At 64.1% G+C, this 22,252-nt stretch carries 26 protein-coding genes; 22 read left to right on the top strand and 4 right to left on the bottom strand.

Annotation, left to right across the window (positions count from 1 at the left end; translation table 11 throughout):
- Positions 1-76 precede the first annotated feature (76 nt).
- The 3 genes from BJY26_RS04345 to BJY26_RS04335 all read left to right on the top strand — a co-directional run bounded on the left by BJY26_RS04345 (position 77) and on the right by BJY26_RS04335 (position 3,380).
- Positions 77-1,543 (top strand): glycosyltransferase 87 family protein, encoded by a 1,467-nt coding sequence (locus BJY26_RS04345; protein WP_179426014.1) that lies wholly within the window; start codon positions 77-79, stop codon positions 1,541-1,543.
- A gap of 21 nt (positions 1,544-1,564) precedes the next feature.
- Positions 1,565-2,068: a hypothetical protein gene (locus tag BJY26_RS04340; RefSeq protein ID WP_179426012.1), complete on the top strand. Its 504-nt coding sequence runs from the start codon at positions 1,565-1,567 to the stop codon at positions 2,066-2,068.
- Between the two features lie 64 nt (positions 2,069-2,132).
- On the top strand, positions 2,133-3,380 hold the full coding sequence (locus BJY26_RS04335; protein WP_179426010.1) for a carboxylate--amine ligase: 1,248 nt from the start codon (positions 2,133-2,135) through the stop codon (positions 3,378-3,380).
- A 38-nt stretch (positions 3,381-3,418) separates the two neighbouring features.
- Here BJY26_RS04335 and speB read toward each other — a convergent pair whose 3' ends face one another.
- Positions 3,419-4,396: an agmatinase gene (gene speB, locus BJY26_RS04330; RefSeq protein WP_179426008.1), complete on the bottom strand. Its 978-nt coding sequence runs from the start codon at positions 4,394-4,396 to the stop codon at positions 3,419-3,421.
- A gap of 239 nt (positions 4,397-4,635) precedes the next feature.
- Here speB and acs point away from each other — a divergent pair, with 239 nt between their 5' ends.
- The 10 genes from acs (at position 4,636) to BJY26_RS04280 (ending at position 13,519) form a co-directional block, all read left to right on the top strand.
- Positions 4,636-6,615, top strand: a complete 1,980-nt coding sequence (acs, locus tag BJY26_RS04325) for an acetate--CoA ligase (protein WP_179426006.1) — start codon at positions 4,636-4,638, stop codon at positions 6,613-6,615.
- The gene (locus BJY26_RS04320; protein WP_179426004.1) at positions 6,608-6,820 is read left to right on the top strand and encodes a hypothetical protein; all 213 of its coding nucleotides are present in this window, start codon (positions 6,608-6,610) and stop codon (positions 6,818-6,820) included. The genes acs and BJY26_RS04320 overlap by 8 nt, the downstream gene beginning before the upstream one ends.
- 240 nt (positions 6,821-7,060) lie before the next feature.
- Complete coding sequence (rpsF, locus tag BJY26_RS04315) at positions 7,061-7,348, top strand: 30S ribosomal protein S6 (protein WP_179426002.1); 288 nt, start codon at positions 7,061-7,063, stop codon at positions 7,346-7,348.
- 42 nt (positions 7,349-7,390) lie between these two features.
- Entirely contained in the window at positions 7,391-8,005 is a 615-nt protein-coding gene (locus BJY26_RS04310; protein WP_179426000.1) for a single-stranded DNA-binding protein, read from the top strand.
- Positions 8,006-8,036: 31 nt separating this feature from the next.
- Positions 8,037-8,273 carry a 30S ribosomal protein S18 gene (rpsR, locus tag BJY26_RS04305; protein WP_179425998.1) on the top strand — a complete coding sequence of 79 codons (237 nt, stop codon included), beginning with the start codon at positions 8,037-8,039 and terminating at the stop codon, positions 8,271-8,273.
- Between the two features lie 13 nt (positions 8,274-8,286).
- Entirely contained in the window at positions 8,287-8,736 is a 450-nt protein-coding gene (rplI, locus tag BJY26_RS04300; RefSeq protein ID WP_179425996.1) for a 50S ribosomal protein L9, read from the top strand.
- A 250-nt stretch (positions 8,737-8,986) separates the two neighbouring features.
- Positions 8,987-10,252, top strand: coding sequence for a DUF445 domain-containing protein (locus tag BJY26_RS04295; RefSeq protein WP_179425994.1), 1,266 nt, complete (start codon positions 8,987-8,989; stop codon positions 10,250-10,252).
- Between the two features lie 461 nt (positions 10,253-10,713).
- Entirely contained in the window at positions 10,714-12,069 is a 1,356-nt protein-coding gene (gene dnaB, locus BJY26_RS04290; protein WP_237249035.1) for a replicative DNA helicase, read from the top strand.
- A gap of 214 nt (positions 12,070-12,283) precedes the next feature.
- Positions 12,284-12,700 carry a GNAT family N-acetyltransferase gene (locus BJY26_RS04285; protein WP_237249034.1) on the top strand — a complete coding sequence of 139 codons (417 nt, stop codon included), beginning with the start codon at positions 12,284-12,286 and terminating at the stop codon, positions 12,698-12,700.
- Positions 12,701-13,024: 324 nt separating this feature from the next.
- Positions 13,025-13,519: a hypothetical protein gene (locus BJY26_RS04280; protein ID WP_179425990.1), complete on the top strand. Its 495-nt coding sequence runs from the start codon at positions 13,025-13,027 to the stop codon at positions 13,517-13,519.
- A gap of 183 nt (positions 13,520-13,702) precedes the next feature.
- On the opposite strand, the gene BJY26_RS04275 is transcribed toward BJY26_RS04280, so the two are convergent.
- On the bottom strand, positions 13,703-14,329 hold the full coding sequence (locus BJY26_RS04275; RefSeq protein WP_179425988.1) for a TetR/AcrR family transcriptional regulator: 627 nt from the start codon (positions 14,327-14,329) through the stop codon (positions 13,703-13,705).
- A 96-nt stretch (positions 14,330-14,425) separates the two neighbouring features.
- On the opposite strand from BJY26_RS04275, the gene BJY26_RS04270 reads away from it, so the two are divergent.
- From BJY26_RS04270 to BJY26_RS04260, 3 genes are all read left to right on the top strand, one after another.
- Entirely contained in the window at positions 14,426-15,211 is a 786-nt protein-coding gene (locus BJY26_RS04270) for an SDR family oxidoreductase (RefSeq protein WP_179425986.1), read from the top strand.
- Between the two features lie 535 nt (positions 15,212-15,746).
- The gene (locus BJY26_RS04265) at positions 15,747-16,397 is read left to right on the top strand and encodes a ClpP family protease (protein WP_179429765.1); all 651 of its coding nucleotides are present in this window, start codon (positions 15,747-15,749) and stop codon (positions 16,395-16,397) included.
- A complete protein-coding gene (locus tag BJY26_RS04260; RefSeq protein ID WP_179425984.1) occupies positions 16,390-16,998 on the top strand; it encodes a ClpP family protease in 609 nt (202 codons plus the stop codon). The genes BJY26_RS04265 and BJY26_RS04260 overlap by 8 nt, the downstream gene beginning before the upstream one ends.
- On the opposite strand, the gene BJY26_RS04255 is transcribed toward BJY26_RS04260, so the two are convergent.
- On the bottom strand, positions 16,970-17,326 hold the full coding sequence (locus BJY26_RS04255) for a helix-turn-helix domain-containing protein (RefSeq protein WP_179425982.1): 357 nt from the start codon (positions 17,324-17,326) through the stop codon (positions 16,970-16,972). The genes BJY26_RS04260 and BJY26_RS04255 overlap by 29 nt on opposite strands.
- 102 nt (positions 17,327-17,428) lie before the next feature.
- On the opposite strand from BJY26_RS04255, the gene BJY26_RS04250 reads away from it, so the two are divergent.
- From BJY26_RS04250 to BJY26_RS04235, 4 genes are all read left to right on the top strand, one after another.
- Positions 17,429-17,662 carry a hypothetical protein gene (locus tag BJY26_RS04250; RefSeq protein WP_179425980.1) on the top strand — a complete coding sequence of 78 codons (234 nt, stop codon included), beginning with the start codon at positions 17,429-17,431 and terminating at the stop codon, positions 17,660-17,662.
- Between the two features lie 37 nt (positions 17,663-17,699).
- Positions 17,700-18,566, top strand: coding sequence for a GNAT family N-acetyltransferase (locus tag BJY26_RS04245; RefSeq protein ID WP_179425978.1), 867 nt, complete (start codon positions 17,700-17,702; stop codon positions 18,564-18,566).
- 25 nt (positions 18,567-18,591) lie between these two features.
- On the top strand, positions 18,592-19,128 hold the full coding sequence (locus BJY26_RS04240) for an RDD family protein (RefSeq protein WP_179425976.1): 537 nt from the start codon (positions 18,592-18,594) through the stop codon (positions 19,126-19,128).
- Between the two features lie 79 nt (positions 19,129-19,207).
- Positions 19,208-19,729, top strand: a complete 522-nt coding sequence (locus BJY26_RS04235; RefSeq protein WP_179425974.1) for a hypothetical protein — start codon at positions 19,208-19,210, stop codon at positions 19,727-19,729.
- Here the strand turns inward: BJY26_RS04235 and BJY26_RS04230 are convergent.
- Positions 19,726-20,295, bottom strand: coding sequence for an ArsR/SmtB family transcription factor (locus BJY26_RS04230; protein ID WP_179425972.1), 570 nt, complete (start codon positions 20,293-20,295; stop codon positions 19,726-19,728). The genes BJY26_RS04235 and BJY26_RS04230 overlap by 4 nt on opposite strands.
- Positions 20,296-20,360: 65 nt before the next feature.
- On the opposite strand from BJY26_RS04230, the gene BJY26_RS04225 reads away from it, so the two are divergent.
- Positions 20,361-21,113, top strand: coding sequence for an alpha/beta fold hydrolase (locus tag BJY26_RS04225; protein WP_179425969.1), 753 nt, complete (start codon positions 20,361-20,363; stop codon positions 21,111-21,113).
- A gap of 2 nt (positions 21,114-21,115) precedes the next feature.
- The gene (locus BJY26_RS04220) at positions 21,116-22,213 is read left to right on the top strand and encodes a DNA glycosylase AlkZ-like family protein (protein ID WP_308191258.1); all 1,098 of its coding nucleotides are present in this window, start codon (positions 21,116-21,118) and stop codon (positions 22,211-22,213) included.
- Positions 22,214-22,252: the final 39 nt, after the last annotated feature.

The following is a 22,252-nucleotide window of genomic DNA, read 5'->3' as shown; positions in this document are numbered from 1 at the left end:
CCGGCGAGGGCCCTACGAGGACGCACAGCCATTCGCCGCCACTCGGCAAGCGAGACCAGGTCGATAGGCTTGCCTCGTGCCGACTGAGATACCACCCAGCCGCGATCAGCCGATAGTCACCTGGGCCAGCCCGGTCGTCGGCGGACCGCTCGGCCGGCACGCGCTCACGGCCGGACGTTCGGCCGTCAGCGCCGTCCGGATCTTCGTCGTGGCGGCGCTGGCGATGTTCGGCGTCGGCGTACTTTTCCAGGGCCGCTGCTTCGGCACGGATTGGAAATCGCCCGGCTCGTTGTCGCATATGTGCTCGTCCGGGCTGATCGACAAATACCAGTCGATGGTGTCGCCCTCGGGCGGTGCCGCGTCCTTGAACCCGCCCGATGCGCCGATCGGCAGCACCATCCCGCAATTCCCCGACCTGATCGCCGCCCCGGGCACCCGGGGGCTGATCCACCTGCTCGGCGCGTTCGTGCCGGGCGGATCCCTTGGCGAACAGTCCGAGGTCTTTTTCGCTTTCGCCATGACGCTGGACGCCGCTGCACTGGCTTTCGTCGTGATCGGAACCGCACGAGTTCTCGGATTCCGTCGGCGGTGGCGGGTCGCCAGTGTCGGGCTCAGCGCGGTGCTGGTGTTCGCGGCGCCCGGGTCATTCGACTTGGTCGCGATTGCGTTGGCCGTGTGGGCGCTCGTGTTGTGGATCGACGATTTCGCGCACCCCGGCCGAGGTTGGCTGAGCGGAATACTGCTGGGCCTCGCCGTTCTCGTGTCGCCGGTCGCGCTGCTGGTGTTGGCTGCCGTCCTGATTCACGGCCTGCGCACGCGCGGTGCGAAGCTCCGCCAGCTCACGGCCCTGACGTGCTGCGCAATCGGAACTGCCGCGGCCGGAGCGGCGCTCGATCCGTCGTTCCCGGGAACCATGCAGTATTGGCTGTCCTACGGGGTCGGCCCCGGTTCGCTGTGGTGGTTGGCGAACATCGGGGGCGTGGCAGCCTCGCAGGGCCTCGAAGTCGGGCTGGCCCTGGGGATCGTTGTCTTGATCCTCGTGGTCCTGGGAGCGTGCGCGGCCCGGCGGCCCGATATATGGAAATTCGAAACCGTGCTGTCGGTGACCCTCGTGTCCTCGTTCGTCGCCCTTCCGGCGTTGCCGCCCCAGGCTTCGCTGTGGCTGATCCCGGTCGCCGCGCTGACCGCGCCGCAATGGGCCGTGCAACTGCCGTGGATGTTTTGCGAGGTATTCTTCGCGGTCTGCCTGTCGCTGTACCGGCTGGAAACCGCCGATCCGGGCAAGGGGGTGGCAACGTGGATCCTTGTCGTGTTCGTGCTGGCACGGCTGGCCTCGATCGTGGCGCTGTTGATCTACAAACCCGTGGACGACGGGTTCACGACTCCCCGCGGGTGGTTGACGTCGACCCGGCACGTGCGACTGCGGGCCGATCCGCCGGCCAAGTCGGCGTCGGCGGACGCCCTCGCCACGCCCGACGAAGTGTTCGGCGACCTATGGGGAAACGGCGACGCCGATGACTCCGGCAGTTCGGAGCAGCGATAAAGTCGAAGACGGGGTTGAGAAGTGATACGCAAAATTGTTTCCGCGGCGGCCGTTGCCGCCATGCTGATGCTCGCCGGTTGCGGTGGGTCGGGCGATCACGTGGCCGGGAAAGCCCCCACCGCTGATATTCCCGGGCCGCAGCCGGTCGGGACCACCGTCCGGTACACGGCGGACGGATCCACCGTCGCCGTGCAGAAATACGAGCCCGAAGGTTTCGACTCGGAGCATCCCAAGAACGCCGCGGTACGGGTGAAATTTTGCATTGCGAAATCCGAAAAGGGTAGCGCCCAGCCCGGCAATTACGGCTGGGTGATGCGCGACAAGCACGGAACGCTCAGCCAGGAGGCCGACTCGCCGACGCCCGGCAAACCCGGCAAACTCCTCAAGCAGGCCGAAATACCGCTGGGGAGCTGCGAACACGGATGGGTCGTCATCGCGGTGAAGGGCTCCGCCGCGCCGAAACTCGTGCAGATCGACACGGCAGCCGGACTGGTGCGGTGGAAATTGCCGGCGAAAACCTCGTAATCCACCGCCGGCCGGGCGTAGCGAATGTCGAAGACAAGCGGTCGCCTCCGATACGATGGAGCGCATGACCCCGCCGAACGACGCCCCTTTCACAGCCGTCATCGTCGGCGGCGACGTCGGAGCGTACTCGCTGGCGCGTGCCTTTTATGAACAGTACGGCGTCCGCGCGTATTTGATCTCCGAACACGACACCTGGATCGTGCGCTATTCGAAAATTCTGCACCACGTGCGATGCCCGGCACCGGCGGAGCCCGATGTGCTGTATGAGACGTTGACCAGTGAACCGTTCGCCGGGATTGCGCGAGACGGGCGACCCATCCTGGTGATGGGGTCGGCCGACCGGACCGTGCAGGCCATCATCTCGCTGCACGGCAAGCTGCCGGACAACTACATCGGGCCGTACGTCGACCAAGAACGATTCGACCGCGGCACGATGAAGCAGAATTTCTCCGAACTGTGCCAAAAACTTGGGATCGACCATCCGGCCACGCAAATCCTCGACTTGTCGCAGGAGCCGCCCGCGGACCTCAGCGTGCCGTTCGACTACCCGGTCATGGTCAAGCCCGGCAACGTCACGGCATGGAAGAAGATTGACTTCCCGGGCCGGAAAAAGGTGCACGAGGTCTCGTCGGAGACCGAGCTGCGTGAACTCACCGCCACCATGTACCGGGCGGGTTACCGCGAGAACGTGATCTTGCAGGACAAGGTGCCCGGCAATGACCAGGGCATGCGCACCCTGACGTGCTATTGCGACAAGAATTCCGATGTCCGGTTTGCGTCGTGGGGCGTGACGCTGCTCGAAGAACACACTCCCGGCGCCATCGGCAACCCGGTCGCCATGGTCACGAGCCACCACCCCGAGGTTGTCGAACAGTCACGGCTGATCCTCAAGGAGCTCGGCTGGGTCGGCTACGCCAACTTTGACGTGAAGAAGGATCCGCGCGACGGGTCGATGAAGTTCTTCGAGCTCAATCCCCGGCTCGGACGGTCGAATTTCTACATCACCGGCGGCGGGCACAACGCGGCATCCTGGTATGTCGACGAGTACGTATTCGACACCTTGAAGGATCAGGCCGAACTCGTCCAAGATCAGCTCGAGTCGTGCTTCACGGTCATTCCGCAGAAACTACTGCTGCACTACATCACGGACCCGTCCATGAAGGCGTGGGTGAAGGGGATCTTCAAGCGCGGCGGCGGGCGGAATCCGCTGTGGAACCGCGCCGAGACCGATCCCCGCCGGTGGGCGTTGATAGCTATCGCGCAAGCGAATTACGTGAAAAAATTCTTCAAATATTACAAGGTCACCGAGTAGATTCGTAGCCGCCGGCGGGCCGGCCCGAGCCCTCCGGGTTAGCGTTTGCCGGCGTCCGGCGCGTTGTCGCGGTCGTGCTGGCGGGCAAGCAACGACACGAGATCGTACCCGATATGGGCAGCCGCGATTCCGGTGATCTCGGCGTGGTCGTATGCCGGCGCCACCTCGACGATATCGGCGCCGATGATGTCCAGCCCGTCGAAACCGCGCACGATTTCGAGCAGCTCGCGGCTCGTGATCCCGCCGGCCTCCGGAGTGCCGGTGCCGGGCGCGTGCGCCGGGTCCATGACGTCGACGTCGATGGAGATGTAGAGCGGACGGGAGCCAATGCGGTCGCGCAGCTTGGCCACCACCTCGCGTACGCCCTGGTAGTAGACGTCGGACGACGTGACGATGCCGAAGCCGAACCGACGGTCGTCGTCCAGATCGCGACGTCCGTAAAGAGGTCCGCGGGTGCCGACGTGGCTGAGGGCGTCGGTGTCGATGATGCCTTCCTCGAAGGCGCGGCGGAACGGGGTGCCGTGCGTGTATTCGGCGCCGAAGTAGGTGTCCCAGGTGTCGAGGTGCGCGTCGAAGTGCAAAAGCGCGACCGGGCCGTGGCGCTCGCAGGCTGCACGCAGCAACGGAAGCGCGATCGTGTGGTCGCCGCCGATCGTGATGAGCTTCGCGCCGTCCGACGTCAGATCGGTAGCGGCCCCCTGCAGCGTTTCGATTGCCTCGCCGATATTGAACGGGTTGACGGCGACGTCGCCGGCGTCCGCCACTTGCATGTTCTCGAACGGGGAGACGTCCTGGGCGGGGTTGTACGGGCGCAGCAGCCGGGACGACTCGCGCACGTGATTGGCGCCGAACCGTGCGCCGGGGCGGTAGGAGACGCCGGTGTCGAACGGAACGCCGATGACCTTGACGTCGGCCTTGTCGACCTGGTCCAGACGCGGCAACCGGGCAAACGTGGCCGGGCCGGCGAAACGCGGTGTCTTCGAGGCGTCGATCGGCCCTCTGGGGCTCGTGGACATCTGCTGCTCCTTTGCGCGGACGGGGCTGATACCGCTTTCGACCCTACAGTGCCGGGTCTTGTCTCGACGTGTGTGCGCTCGTAGATTGAAAGCGTCAGCAAACAATGGAAACTGCCCTCGACGGCAGACCGCCGGCTCGGTCAGTCCGGCGTGCGAATTTGCGGGGAGCGTGATGCGGACGAATCGATCGCCTCGACCCCTGCCGGAACAACGCCACGCATCAATCGAAGGAGATTTCCATGACCACCCCCGATCCCGAGCTGTCGGCCCTGCTGCACGAATCGAGGCAGTTCGACCCGCCCGCCGAGTTGGCCGCGCACGCCAACGCGCAGCCGGACGTCTATCAACGCGCCAAGGAAGACCGTCTCGGCTTTTGGGCGGACCAAGCCCGGCGCCTGACGTGGGACCGCGAGTGGGACGACGTTCTGCAGTGGGAGCTGCCGTACGCCAAATGGTTCGTCGGCGGCACGCTCAATGCGGCGGTCAATTGCGTGGACCGGCACGTGGACGCCGGCAATGGCGACCGGGTGGCCTTCCACTGGGTCGGTGAACCCGAGGACGACACGCGGGCCATCACCTACCGACAGTTGAAGGACGACGTGTGCCGCGCCGCAAATGCACTGACCGATCTGGGCGTGAGGGCGGGCGACCGGGTGGCGATCTACATGCCGATGATCCCGGAGACCGTCGTGGCCATGCTCGCGTGCGCTCGGTTGGGGGCACCGCACACCGTCGTGTTCGCCGGTTATTCGGCCGACGCTTTGAAGACGCGCATCATCGACTGTGATGCGCACGTGGTCATCACGGCGGACGGCAGCTGGCGCAAGGGCTCGATCAATCCGCTCAAACCCGCCGTTGACGAGGCCGTCAGCGAATGCCCGGACGTACGGTCGGTGCTCGTCGTCCGGCGCACCGAGCAGGACGTCGACTGGACCGATGGGCGCGACGTGTGGTGGCACGACGTCGTCGATTCGGCAAGCCCGGAGCACGTTGCCGAGATGTTCGACGCCGAGCATCCGCTGTATGTGATGTACACGTCCGGCACGACCGGCAAGCCAAAGGGTGTTTTGCACACGACGGGCGGGTATCTCACGCACGTGTCGGCGACCTGCCGGCTGATTTTCGACATGAAGCCGGAGACCGACGTGTTCTGGACGGCGGCGGACATCGGCTGGGTGACGGGCCACAGTTATATCGTGTACGGACCGTTGGCCAACGGCGTCACGTCCGTCATGTACGAGGGAGCTCCGGACGCCGGCGGCAAGGACCGGTGGTGGAAGATCATCGAAGACTACAAGGTGACGATCCTTTACACGGCGCCGACAACCATCCGTACGTTCATGAAATGGGGCGAGGAGTACCCGCGGGCGCACGACTTGTCGTCGCTGCGGATCCTCGGGTCGGTCGGCGAGCCGATCAACCCGGAAGCCTGGATCTGGTATCGGAAGAACATCGGCGGCAATAAGACGGCGGTCGTCGACACGTGGTGGCAGACCGAGAACGGCGGCGTGCTCATCACCCCGCTCCCCGGCATCACTCGGACCAAGCCGGGCGCGGCCATGCAGCCGTTCCCGGGAATCAGCGCCGATGTCGTCAACAACGAGGGCCGGGCCGTGGCCAACGGTGAGGCCGGGTTCGTCGTGATCACCGAGCCGTGGCCCGGAATGCTTCGCGGAATCTGGGGCGACGACGAGCGCTACAAAAAGACGTACTGGTCGAAGTTCGAGGGCGTCTATTTCGCCGGCGACGGTGCGAAGAAGGACGAGGACGGCGATTTTTGGCTGCTTGGCCGCGTCGACGATGTCATGAACGTTTCCGGGCATCGCATTTCGACGACCGAGGTCGAATCGGCATTGGTCTCGCACCCGAGCGTCGCCGAGGCCGCGGTGGTCGGTGCTTCGGACGCCGTGACCGGCCAGGGAATCGTCGCTTTCGTGTCGATCAAGGCGGGAGTGGACGAAGAAGGCGATGCCGGCGCGGCGCTCGTCGACGATCTGCGGGCCACGGTAGCCAGACAGATCGGCAAGATCGCCAGGCCCCGGCAGATCTTGCTGACGCCCGAGTTGCCGAAGACCCGGTCCGGCAAGATCATGCGCCGATTGCTGCTTGACGTCGCCGAACATCGCGAGTTGGGCGACGTGACGACGCTTGCCGACTCGTCGGTCGTTTCGGCGATCGCCGACCAGATGGAAGCGTCGACGGCGGCCGGCGATGAGTGACGGAGGCGTGAGCCCGGGGGTGGAGAAGCTGCGGCGCTGGGAGGACAGCGGGGCGATCTGGCAGGTACTCTTCCGGTCCGACGGGGTGGCGACAATCGGATTGATGACGTGTACGGCCGGTGAAGAGGTGGACCGGTTGGTCACCGACGACCCGGCAGTGCTCGAGTTCATCGGCGACCGCATGAGCAGCGAGCCCGTCGACTGACACCGCGCCGTCCTCCGCACCGCCGAACCCCGCCGGGCGCCCCTTCCGTCCAAGCGCCGAGAGTGGAGTTGTTGTCGGTTTTCGGGACCGAAAACCGACAACAACTCCACTCTCGGCGATGGATTGGCCGAAAACACCGGCTGCCCGGTATTGTGGGGAGGTCTGTGTACGCAGACGATGCAACAACCCTCCTGCCACGGAAAGACCGTGGCCGCTACAGACCAAAGGAGGTGGGTTTACTTGCGTCATTACGAAATGATGGTCATTCTCGACCCGGAGCTCGAAGAGCGCACGCTCCAGCCCGCTATCGACAAGCTCATCACGGTGATCCCGGAAAACGGTGGAACCGTTGACAACGTCGACGTGTGGGGACGCCGCCGGTTCGCTTACGAGATCCAAAAGAAGACTGAAGGTTACTACGCCGTCGTCGATTTCCACGCGACGCCGGACGTTGCCAAAGAACTCGACCGCCAGCTCGGCCTCAATGAAACGGTGATCCGGACGAAGATCCTCCGCCCGGAGGCCTGAGCCCGGCAGACCGTTCCGACGAACTCCTAAGGGGAAATCTATATGGCAGGCGACACAATCATCACGATCGTCGGCAACTTGACCGCCGATCCTGAGTTGCGGTTCACGCCGTCCGGCGCTGCCGTTGCCAACTTCACCGTGGCATCGACACCCCGAGCGTTCGATCGTCAGTCCGGCGAGTGGAAGGACGGCGAGACGCTGTTCCTCCGTTGCTCGGTATGGCGCGACGCGGCCGAGAACGTTGCGGAATCGCTCACTCGCGGTACCCGCGTCGTGGCGCAGGGCCGGCTCAAGTCTCGCAGTTTCGAGACCAAAGAAGGCGAAAAGCGTACGGTCATGGAGCTCGAGGTCGACGAGGTCGGCCCGGCGTTGCGTTATGCCTCGGCCAAGGTCACCAAGACCTCCCGCGGCGGCGGCCAGCAAGGCGGCTTCGGCGGCCAGCAGCAGGGCGGCTTCGGCGGCCAGCAGCAGGGCGGTCCGCAGCAGGGCGGCTTTGGCGGGCCTCAGGGCGGTCAAGGCGGTTACGGCGGCCAGCAGCAGGGCGGCTTCGGCGGCCAGCAAGGCGCGCCGCAGGACGACCCGTGGGCCGCGTCGAACCCGCAATCGGGACAAGGCGGCAACTGGGGCGGTCCGAGCAACGACGAACCGCCGTTCTAACTCATTCTTCAAATAAGCAAGGAGCACGATTATGGCCAAGCCGGAAGTCCGGAAGCCTAAAAAGAAGGCAAACCCGCTGAAGCTTTCCGAAGCTGCGGCAATCAATTACAAAGACACCGCAATGCTGCGCAAGTTCATCTCGGACCGCGGTAAGATCCGCGCCCGCCGCGTGACAGGTGTGTCGGTTCAGGAACAGCGCCTGATCGCGAAGGCAGTGAAAAATGCCCGCGAGATGGCCTTGCTCCCTTACTCGAGCTCGGCTCGCTAAAGGAGGGGCACTCATGGCGAAACTTATTCTGACGCACGAAGTGACCGGTCTCGGAGCTCCCGGCGACGTCGTCGAGGTCAAGAACGGGTACGCCCGTAACTACCTCGTCCCGCGCGGGTACGCCGTCGGCTGGAACAAGGGCGCCGAAAAGCAGATCGAGGCCATCCAGGCAGCCCGGCGCGCTCGCGCCATCGCAAGCCTGGACGACGCACAGATCGTCAAGGCCAAGCTGGAGGCCGAGCCCATCACTGTGACCGTGAAGGCCGGCGAGACCGGCCGACTGTTCGGCACCGTCACGCCGTCCGACATCGCGTCGGCTGTCGAAGCGGAAACGTCGACGTCGGTCGACCGCCGCAAGGTGGAAATCCCGGTGCACATCAAGACCACCGGTGATTACAAGGCGACGGTGCGACTGCACGATGACGTTTTGGCAACGCTCAACCTTTCGGTTGTCGCCGGCTGATTCGTCACGCTGAAAAAGGGGCGCGGACACCAATGGTGTCCGCGCCCCTTTCGTCGTAATCCGCGGACGCCGCGGGTATGGCCGAGAGGACGCCGCGGGGCTGCCCGTGTCGGCCCGTCAAGTACCCGTCGACGGTCCGGCGGCGGTCCCGGCGGCGGGACGGTCGGCAGGGCGGTCGGCAGGGCGGGCAGCGCGCACCCGGTGAAATGCGATGCATCGCGTTCGCCGGTCATACTGGCAAGATGGACGTATGTCCACGACCGAGGCGACCATCAGCCCAGCAGATCTCCGCAGACGTCGGCGATTGCGGAACATGCGCACGCTTGCTTTGTCACTGCTGGTGCTCGCCGCGATCATCTACGTTCTGACGCAGACCCTGACCGACCGCACGGGGCTTTGGGGGTTCGTCAATGCGGCCGCCGAGGCGGCGATGGTCGGCGCCATGGCGGACTGGTTCGCCGTGACGGCGCTTTTTCGGCACCCGCTCGGTTTACCGATCCCGCACACGGCGATCATTCCGACCCGCAAGGAGACGCTCGGGCGCAGTCTTGCCGATTTCGTGGCGAGCAACTTCCTTCGCGGATCCGTCGTCCGCGACAAGGTGCTGCGGGCCCAGCCGTCCCGCCGCGCCGGCGAATGGCTCACTCCCGAAAACAATCGGCGCACGGTCGCCCGGCAAGCGGCGCGAATCGCCGGAGTCGCGGTGGAGAAGATCAAGGACGACGACGTCGCCGCGCTGGTGAACCAGGTCGTGCTTCCCAAGCTCGCCGAGTCCACCAAGAGCCCGATCCTCGGCGAATTTCTCGCCGGCGTTGTCCAGGACGGCGCTCACCACGGCCTCGTCGATCTCGCCGCCACCGAGCTGTACGTGTGGCTGCGCGACAATCCCGACACCGTCTCGCGCATTGTGCAGGGCCGTGCGCCGTGGTGGTCGCCGCAATGGGTGAACGACACGGTGACGAACCGGATCCACCAGGAGCTGCTCGCTTGGGTTGCCGACGTCCGAGACCGTCCGGCGCATCCGGCCAGGGCGTCGATCGACAAATGGCTTGCCAAGTTCGCAGACGATTTGCAGTATGACGACGGCACGCGCGCCCGAGCCGAAGCCGTCATCAACCGCGTGTTGGCCCGCGAGGACCTGGGCGGCTCCGTTCTGACGTTGTGGAAGTCCGTGCAGCGGTCGCTGACGGAGTCGTTGGCGGACGAGGACGGCGTCCTGCGTGCACGCGGTCTCGCGGCGCTGGGAGACTTCGCGAAGCGATTGACCACGGACCCGGACTACGCGGCTCGTCTCGACTCTCAGCTTGCCGGCGCGGCCGACACGCTTGCCACAATGTTCGGCCCGGAGCTGGCCACCGTCATTTCGGACACCGTCGAGCGGTGGGACGGCAAGGAGGCGGCCGAGAAGATCGAACTGCACGTCGGCCCGGATCTCCAGTTCATTCGTCTCAACGGCACAGTCGTCGGCGCGCTGGTGGGGGTCATCATTTACGCGCTGACACTACTGTTGCCGTAGCGCACATCAGCCGGGTTCCCAGGCAGCGTTCGGGCCTTCCGCAAACGAATTTTCACTTGTCTCTTGCGCGATTACTTGGAGACTGGTACGTGCTACTCGGTGGAAAACTTTTCGCCAAAATTTTTCCAATCCACATATCGTGGACGGCGTTTTCGCAGGTCACAGCTCATGTGTTCATAAAGATCACGTGTTATCCCCAGGTTAATCCACACTCTGTGCACATCGACTCGCCGTGCATCCACAGGTTGTCCACAAGACGGTGCACAGGACATGTCGTGGGGTGGGCCCGGAGGGCATTACGCTAAAGACTCCGGCAGTTCTCGGCCGGATTCCGGGGCCCAATCGGGGCCTCAATCGATACGCGGGGTGCGTGAGCGTCTGCTGCCGAAAAGCGGGTGTCGGTGCTCGCCGGTACAACAGAGATCAGAAGTAGTCGAACGACGAGCGTGAGGAGATGCCCGGTGGCCATCGAGGCGGTGACGGAGTACCAGCAGCCGACGCATAGCCGGACGCCCCCTCAGGACATCCCTGCGGAGCAAAGCGTGCTCGGCGGGATGATGCTCAGCAAGGATGCCATCGCCGACGTCGTGGAGATGCTGCGCGGCAACGACTTCTATCGGCCCGCTCACGAATCGATCTTCGACGTCGTCACGGACCTGTACGCCAAGGGTGAGCCGGCGGATTCGGTCACGGTGGCGCACGAGCTGACCAAACGGGGCGAAATCGCGCGGATCGGCGGTGCGGCCTACCTGCATACCCTGATTTCGTCGGTGCCCACGGCGGCGAACGCCGGCTACTACGCAGGAATCGTGCACGAACACGCAGTCCTGCGCCGACTAGTCGAAGCCGGCACTCGCATCGTTCAACTCGGGTATGACGCCGAAGGCGATGTGGACGACGTCGTGAACCTTGCACAGGCCGAGGTCTACGCCGTGACCGAAGAGCGTACGAGCGAGGACTACGTGCCGCTATCGGACGTCATCGAAGGCACGATGGAGGAGATCGAGCGGGCCGGCGACCACGACGGCGGCATGCTCGGCGTGCCGACCGGTTTCGCGGACATGGACGAGCTCACGAACGGTTTGCAGCCCGGCCAAATGATCGTCGTGGCGGCTCGTCCGGCGGTCGGTAAGTCGACGTTTGCGCTCGACATCGCCCGCGCCGCATCGATCAAGAACAGCATGGCATCGGTCGTGTTCTCGCTCGAGATGGGGCGCACCGAGATCAGCATGCGCTTGTTGTCGGCGGAATCGCGGCTGCCGTTGCAGAAACTGCGCAAGGGCGAACTCGACAACGACGACTGGACCAGGCTGGCCCGAGTGCTGGGTGAAGTGAATGAAGCACCGCTTTATATCGATGATTCGCCAAATATGTCCCTTGTCGAAATCCGTGCCAAATGCCGTCGATTGAAGCAAAAGAACAACTTGCAGCTGGTCGTCATCGACTATTTGCAGCTCATGTCGTCGGGCAAGCGGGTTGAGTCGCGCCAGCAGGAGGTCAGCGAGTTCTCCCGCGCGTTGAAGCTGCTGGCCAAGGAGATCCAAGTGCCCGTCATCGCGCTCTCGCAGCTCAACCGCGGCCCGGAGCAGCGTACCGACAAGAAGCCGATGGTCTCGGACCTGCGCGAGTCCGGCAGCATCGAGCAGGACGCCGACATGGTGATCCTGCTGCACCGCGAAGACCTGTACGACAAGGAAAGTCCTCGCGCCGGCGAGGCCGACCTGATAGTCGCCAAGAATCGTAATGGCCCGACTGCCACCATCACTGTGGCGTTCCAGGGCCACTATTCGCGCTTCGTGGACATGGCACACGACTGATTCGGGTTGTCGAGATGCCTCCTGTTTTGGACAAGTGACTGGATGCATCGGTTTCGGCTAAAAGGCGTGTCTTGCTTGACTCGCAAAACGGTCCGCAGCGCTGTGACGTGCTCTGGTGACTTCGTCCAAGCGGATCGTGGCTTTACATTTGGATCGACATCGACACAAGCACGATCGTCTACGTCGGTGGAACCGGAAGTGTCATAGTTGTCTCGTGGATCCTGACTATCGGCTCGTCATGAAACCCCCTTCGATCAGGGATTACCTCCGACTTCGGCAGGAGGCCGGCCTTTCCCCGAAGACCGAGGAGCAGGCGGCAGCTGGGCTAGCTGGTGCATGGGCGAACTGCCATGCCATCCATGACAATGGTGAAGTTGTGGGGATGGGGCGCTTACTCGGCGACGGGGGTTGGTACTTCCATGTCATCGACATGGCCGTCCTTCCTCAGCACCAGCGGCGCGGCGTGGGTGCAGCGGTGCTGACCGCGTTACTCGACCGGATCCGCCAACAGGCGCCACCGGGTGCCTACGTCAACCTCCTTGCCGATCCGCCCGGTCGTCGTCTGTATGAACGACATGGCTTCCGCGAAACGGCTCCCGGCTCAGTGGGCATGGCGATGCGCTTGGAGTAACCCTGAGGGAGGCATTGCCTGCAGAAGCCCACCGTCGAGCCGTGCTCCGGATACCGATCGCCGCCGCGACATCGCCTGGAAGGACCACGCCGACTATGACCGCGAGAGGTTCGATGGGAGATCACCACGTTGCCTGGCTAGAGGCCGGCTTGGCTACTCGACCAAGCTGCCACACAGAGTGTTTAACGGCTCCTCGTCCCCGACTTGAGCCCGCACGTCGACGAAGTGGTTCGCTAGTAAAGGCGCTGTTGCGTGGATCACCGAACTCGTAGGAGAGAGGCCGTGCCATAGATGGGTTTCGTCTATCACCGTGTGCCTGACCGGATGCGCGGCACGACGCTGTGGCCGCTGGCCAGCCTTGCCGACATCGATTCGGATGTCCACGCGTCCCACTTGCGCAAATATCAAGATCGGCCCGCACTGCCGGAGCGTCCGGTAGAACCGTTGGATTGCACATGGGCGGAGTGCGTGTTCTTGTGCCCCGTCGATCCGCAGCAGCTCGTGTCGGCCGCACGCACAGTCCACCCGAACCTTCCTGCCCGAGATTGGTTCGTCATCGACGCGGATCTGCTGGAGGCCGAGCGTACTGTGCTCTTCAAGCCTGACCGGTGGGATCCTGCGACTGGACCACCTCCCGTCACGACCAAGGAATGTGAGTTGTTCACGCCCCGGACCCTCGCGGCGGCCAGCACTGCGACGAACGCGACCTTGACTCGTCTGACCGATGCGTCTAATCGAATGCCGCTGTTCGTCGACGTCATCGATGTTCTGCACCGCGGCCCCATAGACGTCACGGCCGCTCAGACTTTGACGGCTTGAACGCCCGGGACGCTCTCCTCGTACCGAGTAACGTTCCTCGGCCGGTACCCCTCTGTTCTATGGGTAGACGGTCGCAAGTACGAAAAACATCGCCGATGCCGGTGGTGGTGTACGAATGACGCCCCGCAGTAGCGTTAGCGCATGTGTTCATGGACGGTGCTCGTACACAAAATCGGGCGCACTTCAATTCTGCTCGGGCAATTGGGTAAGGAGCGCTTCGAGATCGTGCTCAGTGTTCCCGACGCCGCCGAGCAGGGTCTGCATGATGAGATTCGCCCATTCGGAGGCGGACTCGTCGTCGGGCCGGGCAGTCGCGGCCTCGTGGATCAGGGCCATGTACACGCTGCATGCCCACTGTAGGTCGACCCCGGGGCGCAGGAGTCCGACGTCGACGGAGCGTTGCATGAGGGCAGCGAGTTCGGCGATGTTGTCGGGGTCGATTCCTCGAGCGCCGTCGCTGCCGAGATCGACGAACTGCCAGGCTGCTCGCCAATCGACCTTAAGATCGAGCGTCGCCACAGTCAGCTGATACAGGGCGACCAGAGGAGGCGCCGTTTCTACGTTCGCACCGCCAATGGCTTCGCGCAGCTTGGTGTTGACCATGTCGACGAGGGCATCGAGCAGGTCGTCCCTCGAAGAAAATCGACGATGCACAGTCGTGCGCGCGACACCGGCAGCTTGGGCCACGGCTTCGAGGCTTGCCGACGGATCGGCAGCAAACACGTGCTCTGCCGCCCTGAGGATGCGTGCGATCGAGACCTCGGCATCGGCGCGAAGGGGACGCTGGGACCTTCGAGAGTTTTCTGGCATAAGGAAATATTACCGTCGCTTCTATTGACTTAACTGCAACACATATGTTGCAGTTAAGTCGTCGGCACATGGTCGACCTCATTGAAAGAAGGAAACATGGACCTCCAGCTCTCAGGCAAGACCGCACTCGTCACCGGCGCGAGCAAGGGAATGGGTTTGGAGGTCGTGCGTGTCCTTGAGGAGGAGGGGGTCACCGTCGTGACCGCATCGCGCACCGTCACCCCCGAACTGGCCGCGACCGGGGCCGTGACCCTGATCGGTGACCTGTCCCAGCCGGATGTCCCGGCACGGATCGTGGCAGAGGCGCTCGGCGTCGCGGACACACTTGACATTCTCGTCAATAATGTCGGCGGCGGCGACGCGGGCGCTCCCGGAGCGGGCTTCCTCGACTTCGCCGATCGGGTTTGGTCGTCCACCTTCGATCTGAACCTCTTCGCGGCCGTTCGGACGACGCGTGCCGCCCTGCCCGCCCTGCTGGCGTCGCGCGGAGCCGTCGTCAATGTCTCGTCCGACAGCGCCCGGCGTCCGCAGACTGCACCGTTGCCATACGGCGCGGCGAAAGCAGCGCTCAACGCTGTAACGAAGGGGTTGTCCGAGGAGTTCGGCCTGCAGGGGGTGCGGTTCAATACCGTGTCCCCGTCGTCGACTCGTACTGACCTTTGGGAGGGCAAGCAGAGCTTCGGCTCCGACCTCGCGCAGGCAATGGACATCACGCAGGAAGAACTGATCGCTGCGCTTCCGTCGCAGATGGGCATGCTCACGGGCCGCTTCATCGAACCGCGTGAGATCGCGACCACGGTCGCATATCTCGTCTCGCCGCTCGCAGCCAGCGTCCACGGTGCTAACTGGGTCGTCGATGCCGGCGTTTCAAAGACCATCTAGAGAAGAACCGCGCGCAAGTTGTGCGTGCACCATGCGGCCGCTTGACGTCTGCAATTTGAACCACGTACGGCGATGGTTGGCGGCGCACAAGCGAAACCGAGTAGATCGCCGTAGGCCGGATCGGTGACCGGAACAGGATCCCGTTGCGTACGTTCGGCGTTGCCCAAAATGCGGGCTTTGGTTAGCTTCGAGCACAGGTACGGGAGTGTCGACGCACAGAACGCCAGCCGAAGAAGCCGAAGGGACCATTACTGTCGCGGTCGCTGAACTGCACGGCGAGATCAGCGGAATTGCGTCGGCCGGCACTCCCCGCGATCACGATGCAACCCGGCCCGTCGAGTTGTTTGTGCTCGACTTGATTGCCGACTTTCACGGCCATTCCGCTGTGAGTTGATCCGCTGTGAATGGATATTGTCGTCGGCACGGGGTGCGCGCGAGCAATATTGACGTCATGACAACGAATTATTTTGAGCATGCTCGAAATCGTTCCGCCGGCGCGGACGACAGCGCGATTTCTCGCGGCACCGACGTGGCCATGATGACGAGCGAGCGTTTGCTGTACCAACGTATTCTGCTTTTGGATCGCGAACTTGATCAAGAAAACGGTGCTCGTCTTTGCTCACAACTTGTGTTGCTTGCCGCTGAGGATCCATCGCGGGATATCACGCTATTGATCAACTCGCCCGGCGGATTGGTGCCGGCCATGCTCGGTATCGGCGACTTGATGGACGTGATCCCGTGCGATGTGCGCACCGTCGCCCTTGGCATGGCCTATAGCGCGGGCCAATTCCTGTTGACTCATGGCACCCGAGGCAAACGATTCATCCTGCCGCATGGGACCGTGCTGATGCATCAAGGATCGGCCGGCTTTGGCGGTAGCGCGGCCGATATACAGATTCAAGCCGGGGACTTACGCAAGAACCGCGATCTTTTGATCCGATTAACCGCTGAACGGACCGGACAAGACGAACAAACAATCGCCCGTGACTCGGAGCGGGACCGCATGTGGGACGCGCGTGCCGCAGTCGACTACGGCTTTTGCGACCACGTCGTGACTTCGCTCGACGAGATACTCCCGCTGGCCCACGGTGCGGTCACGAACCCGTCTCGCGGCGGCTTTTCGATTGACAATCAAGATCCCCTTACGGGGACGACCGGTACGACGTCGGGAGGCGGCAATGAGTAGCTACACAATCCCCAATGTCATCGAACGCACTGCATTCGGTTCCGAGCGCACCGCCGACATCTTCTCGCGTCTGCTCTCGGACCGGATCATCTATATCGGCACGCCGATCGATGACGGCGTCGCCAACACGGTGGTGGCTGAGGTCTTGCATCTGGAAAACGAGTCACCGGATATGCCCATCCAGATCTATATCAACTCGGCCGGTGGCGATGCTCAGGCAGTCATGGCTATCTACGATGCGCTGACGTACGTGCAACCAGACGTTATTACTTTCGCGCTCGGGGAAGTGGTGGCGGCTCCGGTGATTCTCCTAGCCGCCGGGACGGCCGGCATGCGAAATGTCCTCCCACACGCCAGGATCGTCCTCCACCCTCTCGAAGCCAGCGGCCGCGGAGCAGTGCCGGACCTCATATTGGCCACGGAAGAAGTCGAACGTATTCGCCGTAACCTCGAGCAACTTCTGAGCGAACACACCGGGAAGGACCTGAGCCGAGTTCGACGCGACCTCGAACGTGAAACCGTCCTCGATGCGCGGGCAGCGGTTGACTACGGGTTAGCCGATCAAGTGTTGGTCACGCGGCCGCGCACAAGGCATCATTGATTTGGCCGCTGACTGGCGCGCTCCGAGAATGAGCTACCGGATTGCCCGTACTCAAATCAAGCACGACGGCCGTCTCGGCTTGAGAACCGACGCGTACGGTCTGCGCGACTTGGATCGCCAGATCGCCAAGCGATAGCCCCAGCGCCCCCGTGACGGCGGCGGAAACTTCCGAGGACGGGTCTTTACGGCCCCGCTCGATATCCGACAAATGTTGCATACTTACGCCGCTCGCCGCAGCGACATCGGCCAAAGTGCGGTGCTGTCGATGACGTTCTCGACGCAACACGTGCCCGGCTACTTCCCGCCATAACGGCTCGACACCACCCATGGCTCAAAGCCTACACTCGTGAGTGTGCCGGAAAAGAGCGAAGCACCATATGCAACCGTGACAGTCCTCCGATTCGCGGACTCAAACGCCAAGCGAACGGCCGTGGATGGTTTGAGGGAGCTGGTCCGTGCCGCGGACGACCTACCGGGTTTCCTGGATTGCTGGGTGCTGGACGCCGGCCCGGCCGAGGCAGTCATGTTCACGCTCTACTCTTCCGAAACGGCCGCGGCCGAGGCCAGTGCCAGCCTGCGTCCGCATCTCGGGGCCGCTGTCGGTCCCCACGTGACAGGCGCCCCGCAACGCTGGGCCGGCCCGCTCGTCATCGGGGAAAAATAAGGTGCGAACGCCCGGGCGTTGGTGTGGGATCAAGGACATGAGCATCAAGGTGAGCACACCGGACGTCGCCGAGCTGGCCGAGATCGTAGGCGCCCTCCGGGACTGGCAGGACGACGACGTGCCGTTGCAACTGCACCCCGGCGACCTGGGATGGTACTGGCTGCGCGGCGCGGCCGCGACCGCCGGGGCCATTCGCGCGTGGCGCCGCAACGGACAAATCGTCGCGGTCGGCCTGCTCGACGGTCCGGAGCTATTGCGCGTGACGAGCGCGCCGGACGCTCAGCGCGACGAGGAGCTTGCCCGCACCCAGGTTGCCGACGCGATCGAGCCCGCGCGCGGCATCCTGCCGGCCGGAGAAGTCGCCATCGAAGCGCCGACCGGCGCCCTGGTCCACGACCTGCTCCTCGAGACAGGGTGGAGAGTCGGCGAGCCATGGACGCCGCTGCAACGGGATCTTACTGAGGCCGTGGAGGACGCCGGCATTCGGATCGAGGCGATCGGCCCCGATCGGGCGAGCGAATTCGCGGCAGTCCACCAGTCGGCGTTCGGTAGCGCCAAGTTCACGGACCGGCACTGGCGCACAATGGCGGCCGGGTTGCCCTACGCCGGTGCCCGCTCGGTCGTCGCCTACGACGATGACGCCAATCCGGTGGCGGCAGTGACGGTGTGGTCGGCCGGCCCGGGGAAGCCCGGATTGCTCGAGCCGATGGGTGTGCACGCCGACCACCGCGGCCGCGGGTACGGCCGGGCGATCAGCGTCGCTGCCGCGGCTGCGCTGCGGCAGCTGGGGTCATCGAGCGCGATGGTGTGCACGCCGAGTTCCAACAGGGGCGCCGTCGCCACTTATCAAGCCGCCGGCTTCCGTCCACTGCCCGAAAGGCACGACAGCTACCGGGAGAACTGACCGCCCCGGGGTAGGGTGACCAACCATGAGAAGCGGTCGGCGGCGACTACTCGCGTGGTTGATCGACTGGGCGTGTATCCTCGGGTGGGTTGCGATTACCGCAGCTGTCGGCGTTCCGCTGTATCTCGCCGGCGTCATTGCGCCGGACGGCGTGCTGGCGCTGAATCTGGTGGCTGCGTTCGTCATGGTCATCCCCGTCGTATTTGCGGCCGCAATCTGCGAATCCGGCTCGTCCGCGGCGACCCCGGGCAAGAGAGCACTGAGACTCATCGTGATTTCCGAGGTCGGACCCCCGCGCTTTCGGGCGGCGTTGGCACGCAACATGCTCAAGCTCGGTGTGCCGTGGCTACTCGGCCATGCCGCCGTCTACGCGATCACTTCAACCAGCAGCGAGTCGGCCACGGTACCGGTGGGCGTGTGGATTTTGACGGCCGCTGCTTATCTGATCCCGAGTGTGTGGGTGGTCTGCCTATTTGCCCCCGGCGGCCGCACGCCGTACGACCTGATCACCCGCACGACCGTCGTACTCGCGCCGTCCCCTCGCCGAGTGGTGGATGGGTAGACGGCGGGTGTTGGCGACCGTGAGCAATCCCTCACCGATTTCATTCGCATGCGGCCGTTCGATTCGCGAGGATTGAACCATGCGGATTTCAAAAGCAATTTTGCCGGTTCTCGGCGTTCTACTTGCCGTGAGCGGCTGCGCTAGTCACTCGGATAGTGACTCTACCGACAGCTCCCCCACGAACCACCAATCCCAAGAAGCCGCCGAGACGCCGGACGTCACGGATGCGCCCCGCACGAACAATTCAACCGGCCCGTCGTCGCACGCGTCCGATTCTCGAACTCACGACAAGGCCGCCGCGCCGTCGAAGGTCACGGTGAGAGTCGGAACGAAAACCACGACGGTGAAACCGACGGACGTGTACTGTTCGGGTCGACCCGGACACGTCCGGCACATCATCGGGAAGACCGATCACGGGCTGCCTCTGATCAAAGCTGAGGGCACTCACTTCGTCATGGCCAAGACCGGGCACGGGCGACCGTATAAGTCGGGCAATCCATCGGGAATCCATTACGGTAAGGACCGCGTCGTGTTCAAGAAGACGCGTCTTGGCCCGGCAACTCTGAACGGCACAATGGTCTGCACGAGTTGGGAAGACTAGGACTCGGACTCGGGGCTGGGCAAGCTGGGGTAGTCGGTGGGATAGAGTCCGGCGACGAATCGGAAAGTCTCGTCGCCGGTGCGCGGCAGTTCGCTGAACGCTTGGGCTAGGTCGGCGACCCGCTGCCAGAACTCGGCCGCGTCCCGCCGGGCAATCCGGGCATGGCGCACTATCGCCCGCAGGTCATCTGCCGCGTGGGCGGGCACGGAGTCGGCTGCGGCGTTGGTGAGGATGTTGGGAATCGCTTGGAGCTGGTCCCGATTGATTTCGCCGACGTAGAAGATCCGTGCGGTGCGGCCGTAGAAGCGCTCGTCGATCGCCCGGACCCGACGTGTGCGGACCACCTTGAGCAGCTCCGCCTCGAGCAGGACGTTCACATGGTACGCGACGCTGCTTTTCGGCCTCCCGACGGCTTCGGCCAGCTCGGCGACCGTCGCGGCCCTTTCCAACACCAGGTCCAGGAGTTGCTCGCGCAGCGGGTGGAACGCGGCTTTGAGTTCCGCGGTGGCGGTGACGACCCGCAGGTCGTCAAGGCTGTAGTCGGGAAATTGCGAAGTGCTCGACATGTCTCATCCCGCATGCTAATTTAAATGATCGAGAAAACTCGATCATAGTTGATGGGGAAATGCTCATGGAAATCGTCCTCGTCCCCGGCCTCTGGCTGGATGGCTCGACCTGGGATGCCGTCGCCGCCGTACTCGAACGGGCCGGTCATACCGTGCGCCCGCTGACGCTGCCCGGCATGGAAAGTAAGGACGTCGACCGATCCGGAGTCACATTGGCCGACCAGGTCGCCGCGGTCGTGACCGCCCTCGACCAAGCGGAGGGCCCGGTTCTTCTGGTCGGGCACTCGGCCGGTTGCGGTATCTCGCATGCGGCGGTAGATGCCCGGCCGGACACGGTGGCACGAGCGGTGTACATCGGCGGGTTCCCGACGCCGGGCGACGCTCCGCTACTCGACGGCTTACCCGCCGAATACGGCGAGGTGGCCATGCCCGACTGGGCCGAAGTCGGCGAAGAGGCAAACGTCGTTGACTTCGACGGACCAACGCTGGCCCGCTTTTACGCTGCCGCGATCCCCGCGCCCGAACGAGTGCTGACCGACCCGCAGCGACTGTCGAACGACCGCCGCTATGACATTCCGGTGACGCTGGTTTGTCCGGAATACACGTCGGACGACGTCCGGCAGTGGGTTGCGGCCGGCGCCGAACCCGTAAGCGAGCTGACCCGGATGCATGACGTGACATACGTCGATCTGCCCGGCGGCCACTGGCCGCAAATCACCCAGCCGGGAAAGCTGGCACGCGTGATTCTGGACGCGGCCGCTAGCGCCGCCGGCCTGTCAACGGACGGCGTTCGGGCGCACGGCCCCGACGGTGGATGACAATGCATCGGCTTTCACGTGTCGACGCCAGGCGGATCGCCGTTCGCGCGCAACTGCTGACCTCCCGGCGTCCGGCTTCGCTGGCGGACGCCGTCCGCGGACTGACGCTGTTGCAGATCGACCCGACCGCGGCAGTTGCCCCGAGCGCCGATCTCGTCGCGTGGAGCCGGCTCGGATCGGCGTATTCGCCCGACGCTCTGGAGTCCGCGCTGAGTGAGCGGACCCTGCTCGAGCTGCGTGGGATGATCCGGCCCGCCGAAGATATCGCGTTGTACAGCGCCGACATGAACAACTGGCCGGGAACCGGAAAACTGTCGCCATGGCAGCAGATCAAGGGCGACTGGGTCGCCGCCAACGAGACGTTTCGCCGCGACATCCTCGCACGTCTGACGGATTCCGGACCGCTGCCGGCAGCGGACCTGCCGGACACGTGCGTGAAGCCCTGGCGCTCAAGCGGGTGGAACAACAAGCGCAACGTCGGACAGATGCTCGAGATGCTGGAAGAACGCGGCGAAATTGCCGTTGCCGGCAGGCGGAACGGACAGCGAGTGTGGGACACCGCGTCCCGAGTTTACCCGGATCTCCCGGTCGTCCCCGCTGACGAAGCGAAACGGATTCGCGACGAGAAGCGGCTTCGGGCGTTGGGCCTGGCACGTTCGCGAGGCCCGGAGTGCCGGGTCGAGCCGGACGACGTCGGCGATGCCGGCGAGCCCGCCGTCGTCGACGGAGTTCGCGGTACGTGGCGCGTCGATCCGTCGCTCTTGGACGAAGAATTCGAAGGCAGGATCGCGATCTTGTCCCCTCTTGACCGGCTGCTCTACGACCGAAAGCGGATGAGCGAGATCTTTGCGTTCGACTTTGCGCTGGAGAAATACAAGCCGAAGGCAAAGCGTCGCTGGGGTTACTACGCGTTGCCGATCATGCACGGCGACCGTTTCGTCGGGAAAATCGACGCCACGGCCGACCGCAAAGCCGGAGTGCTGCGCGTTGACGCGGTGCACGAAGACGAGGCGTTCAGCCGCACCTTGCGTGCCGGCGTCGACCGGCAACTCGACGACCTCGCCCGGTGTTTGCGCCTCGACCTCCAGATGGCGTGTTGACACAGGCGCGCAGCGAACTTGTCGCACAAACCTCGCACT

The organism is Spelaeicoccus albus (assembly GCF_013409065.1).
GTDB classification, from domain to species: Bacteria; Actinomycetota; Actinomycetes; order Actinomycetales; family Brevibacteriaceae; genus Spelaeicoccus; species Spelaeicoccus albus.
This window is presented reverse-complemented; position numbering and strand designations above follow the sequence as displayed.

Coding starts and splice junctions, on each gene's coding strand:
- BJY26_RS04275 (WP_179425988.1), bottom strand. CDS start 14,329: ATGCCAGAAAACTCTCGAAGGTCCCAGCGTCCCCTTCGCGCCGATGCC.
- BJY26_RS04245 (WP_179425978.1), top strand. CDS start 17,700: ATGAGCATCAAGGTGAGCACACCGGACGTCGCCGAGCTGGCCGAGATC.
- BJY26_RS04320 (WP_179426004.1), top strand. CDS start 6,608: ATGAGTGACGGAGGCGTGAGCCCGGGGGTGGAGAAGCTGCGGCGCTGG.
- acs (WP_179426006.1), top strand. CDS start 4,636: ATGACCACCCCCGATCCCGAGCTGTCGGCCCTGCTGCACGAATCGAGG.
- BJY26_RS04265 (WP_179429765.1), top strand. CDS start 15,747: ATGATGACGAGCGAGCGTTTGCTGTACCAACGTATTCTGCTTTTGGAT.
- BJY26_RS04295 (WP_179425994.1), top strand. CDS start 8,987: ATGTCCACGACCGAGGCGACCATCAGCCCAGCAGATCTCCGCAGACGT.
- BJY26_RS04260 (WP_179425984.1), top strand. CDS start 16,390: ATGAGTAGCTACACAATCCCCAATGTCATCGAACGCACTGCATTCGGT.
- rpsR (WP_179425998.1), top strand. CDS start 8,037: ATGGCCAAGCCGGAAGTCCGGAAGCCTAAAAAGAAGGCAAACCCGCTG.
- BJY26_RS04335 (WP_179426010.1), top strand. CDS start 2,133: ATGACCCCGCCGAACGACGCCCCTTTCACAGCCGTCATCGTCGGCGGC.
- BJY26_RS04230 (WP_179425972.1), bottom strand. CDS start 20,295: ATGTCGAGCACTTCGCAATTTCCCGACTACAGCCTTGACGACCTGCGG.
- BJY26_RS04220 (WP_308191258.1), top strand. CDS start 21,116: ATGCATCGGCTTTCACGTGTCGACGCCAGGCGGATCGCCGTTCGCGCG.
- BJY26_RS04255 (WP_179425982.1), bottom strand. CDS start 17,326: ATGGGTGGTGTCGAGCCGTTATGGCGGGAAGTAGCCGGGCACGTGTTG.
- speB (WP_179426008.1), bottom strand. CDS start 4,396: ATGTCCACGAGCCCCAGAGGGCCGATCGACGCCTCGAAGACACCGCGT.
- BJY26_RS04235 (WP_179425974.1), top strand. CDS start 19,208: ATGCGGATTTCAAAAGCAATTTTGCCGGTTCTCGGCGTTCTACTTGCC.
- rplI (WP_179425996.1), top strand. CDS start 8,287: ATGGCGAAACTTATTCTGACGCACGAAGTGACCGGTCTCGGAGCTCCC.
- BJY26_RS04225 (WP_179425969.1), top strand. CDS start 20,361: ATGGAAATCGTCCTCGTCCCCGGCCTCTGGCTGGATGGCTCGACCTGG.
- BJY26_RS04310 (WP_179426000.1), top strand. CDS start 7,391: ATGGCAGGCGACACAATCATCACGATCGTCGGCAACTTGACCGCCGAT.
- BJY26_RS04240 (WP_179425976.1), top strand. CDS start 18,592: ATGAGAAGCGGTCGGCGGCGACTACTCGCGTGGTTGATCGACTGGGCG.
- BJY26_RS04280 (WP_179425990.1), top strand. CDS start 13,025: ATGCGCGGCACGACGCTGTGGCCGCTGGCCAGCCTTGCCGACATCGAT.
- BJY26_RS04270 (WP_179425986.1), top strand. CDS start 14,426: ATGGACCTCCAGCTCTCAGGCAAGACCGCACTCGTCACCGGCGCGAGC.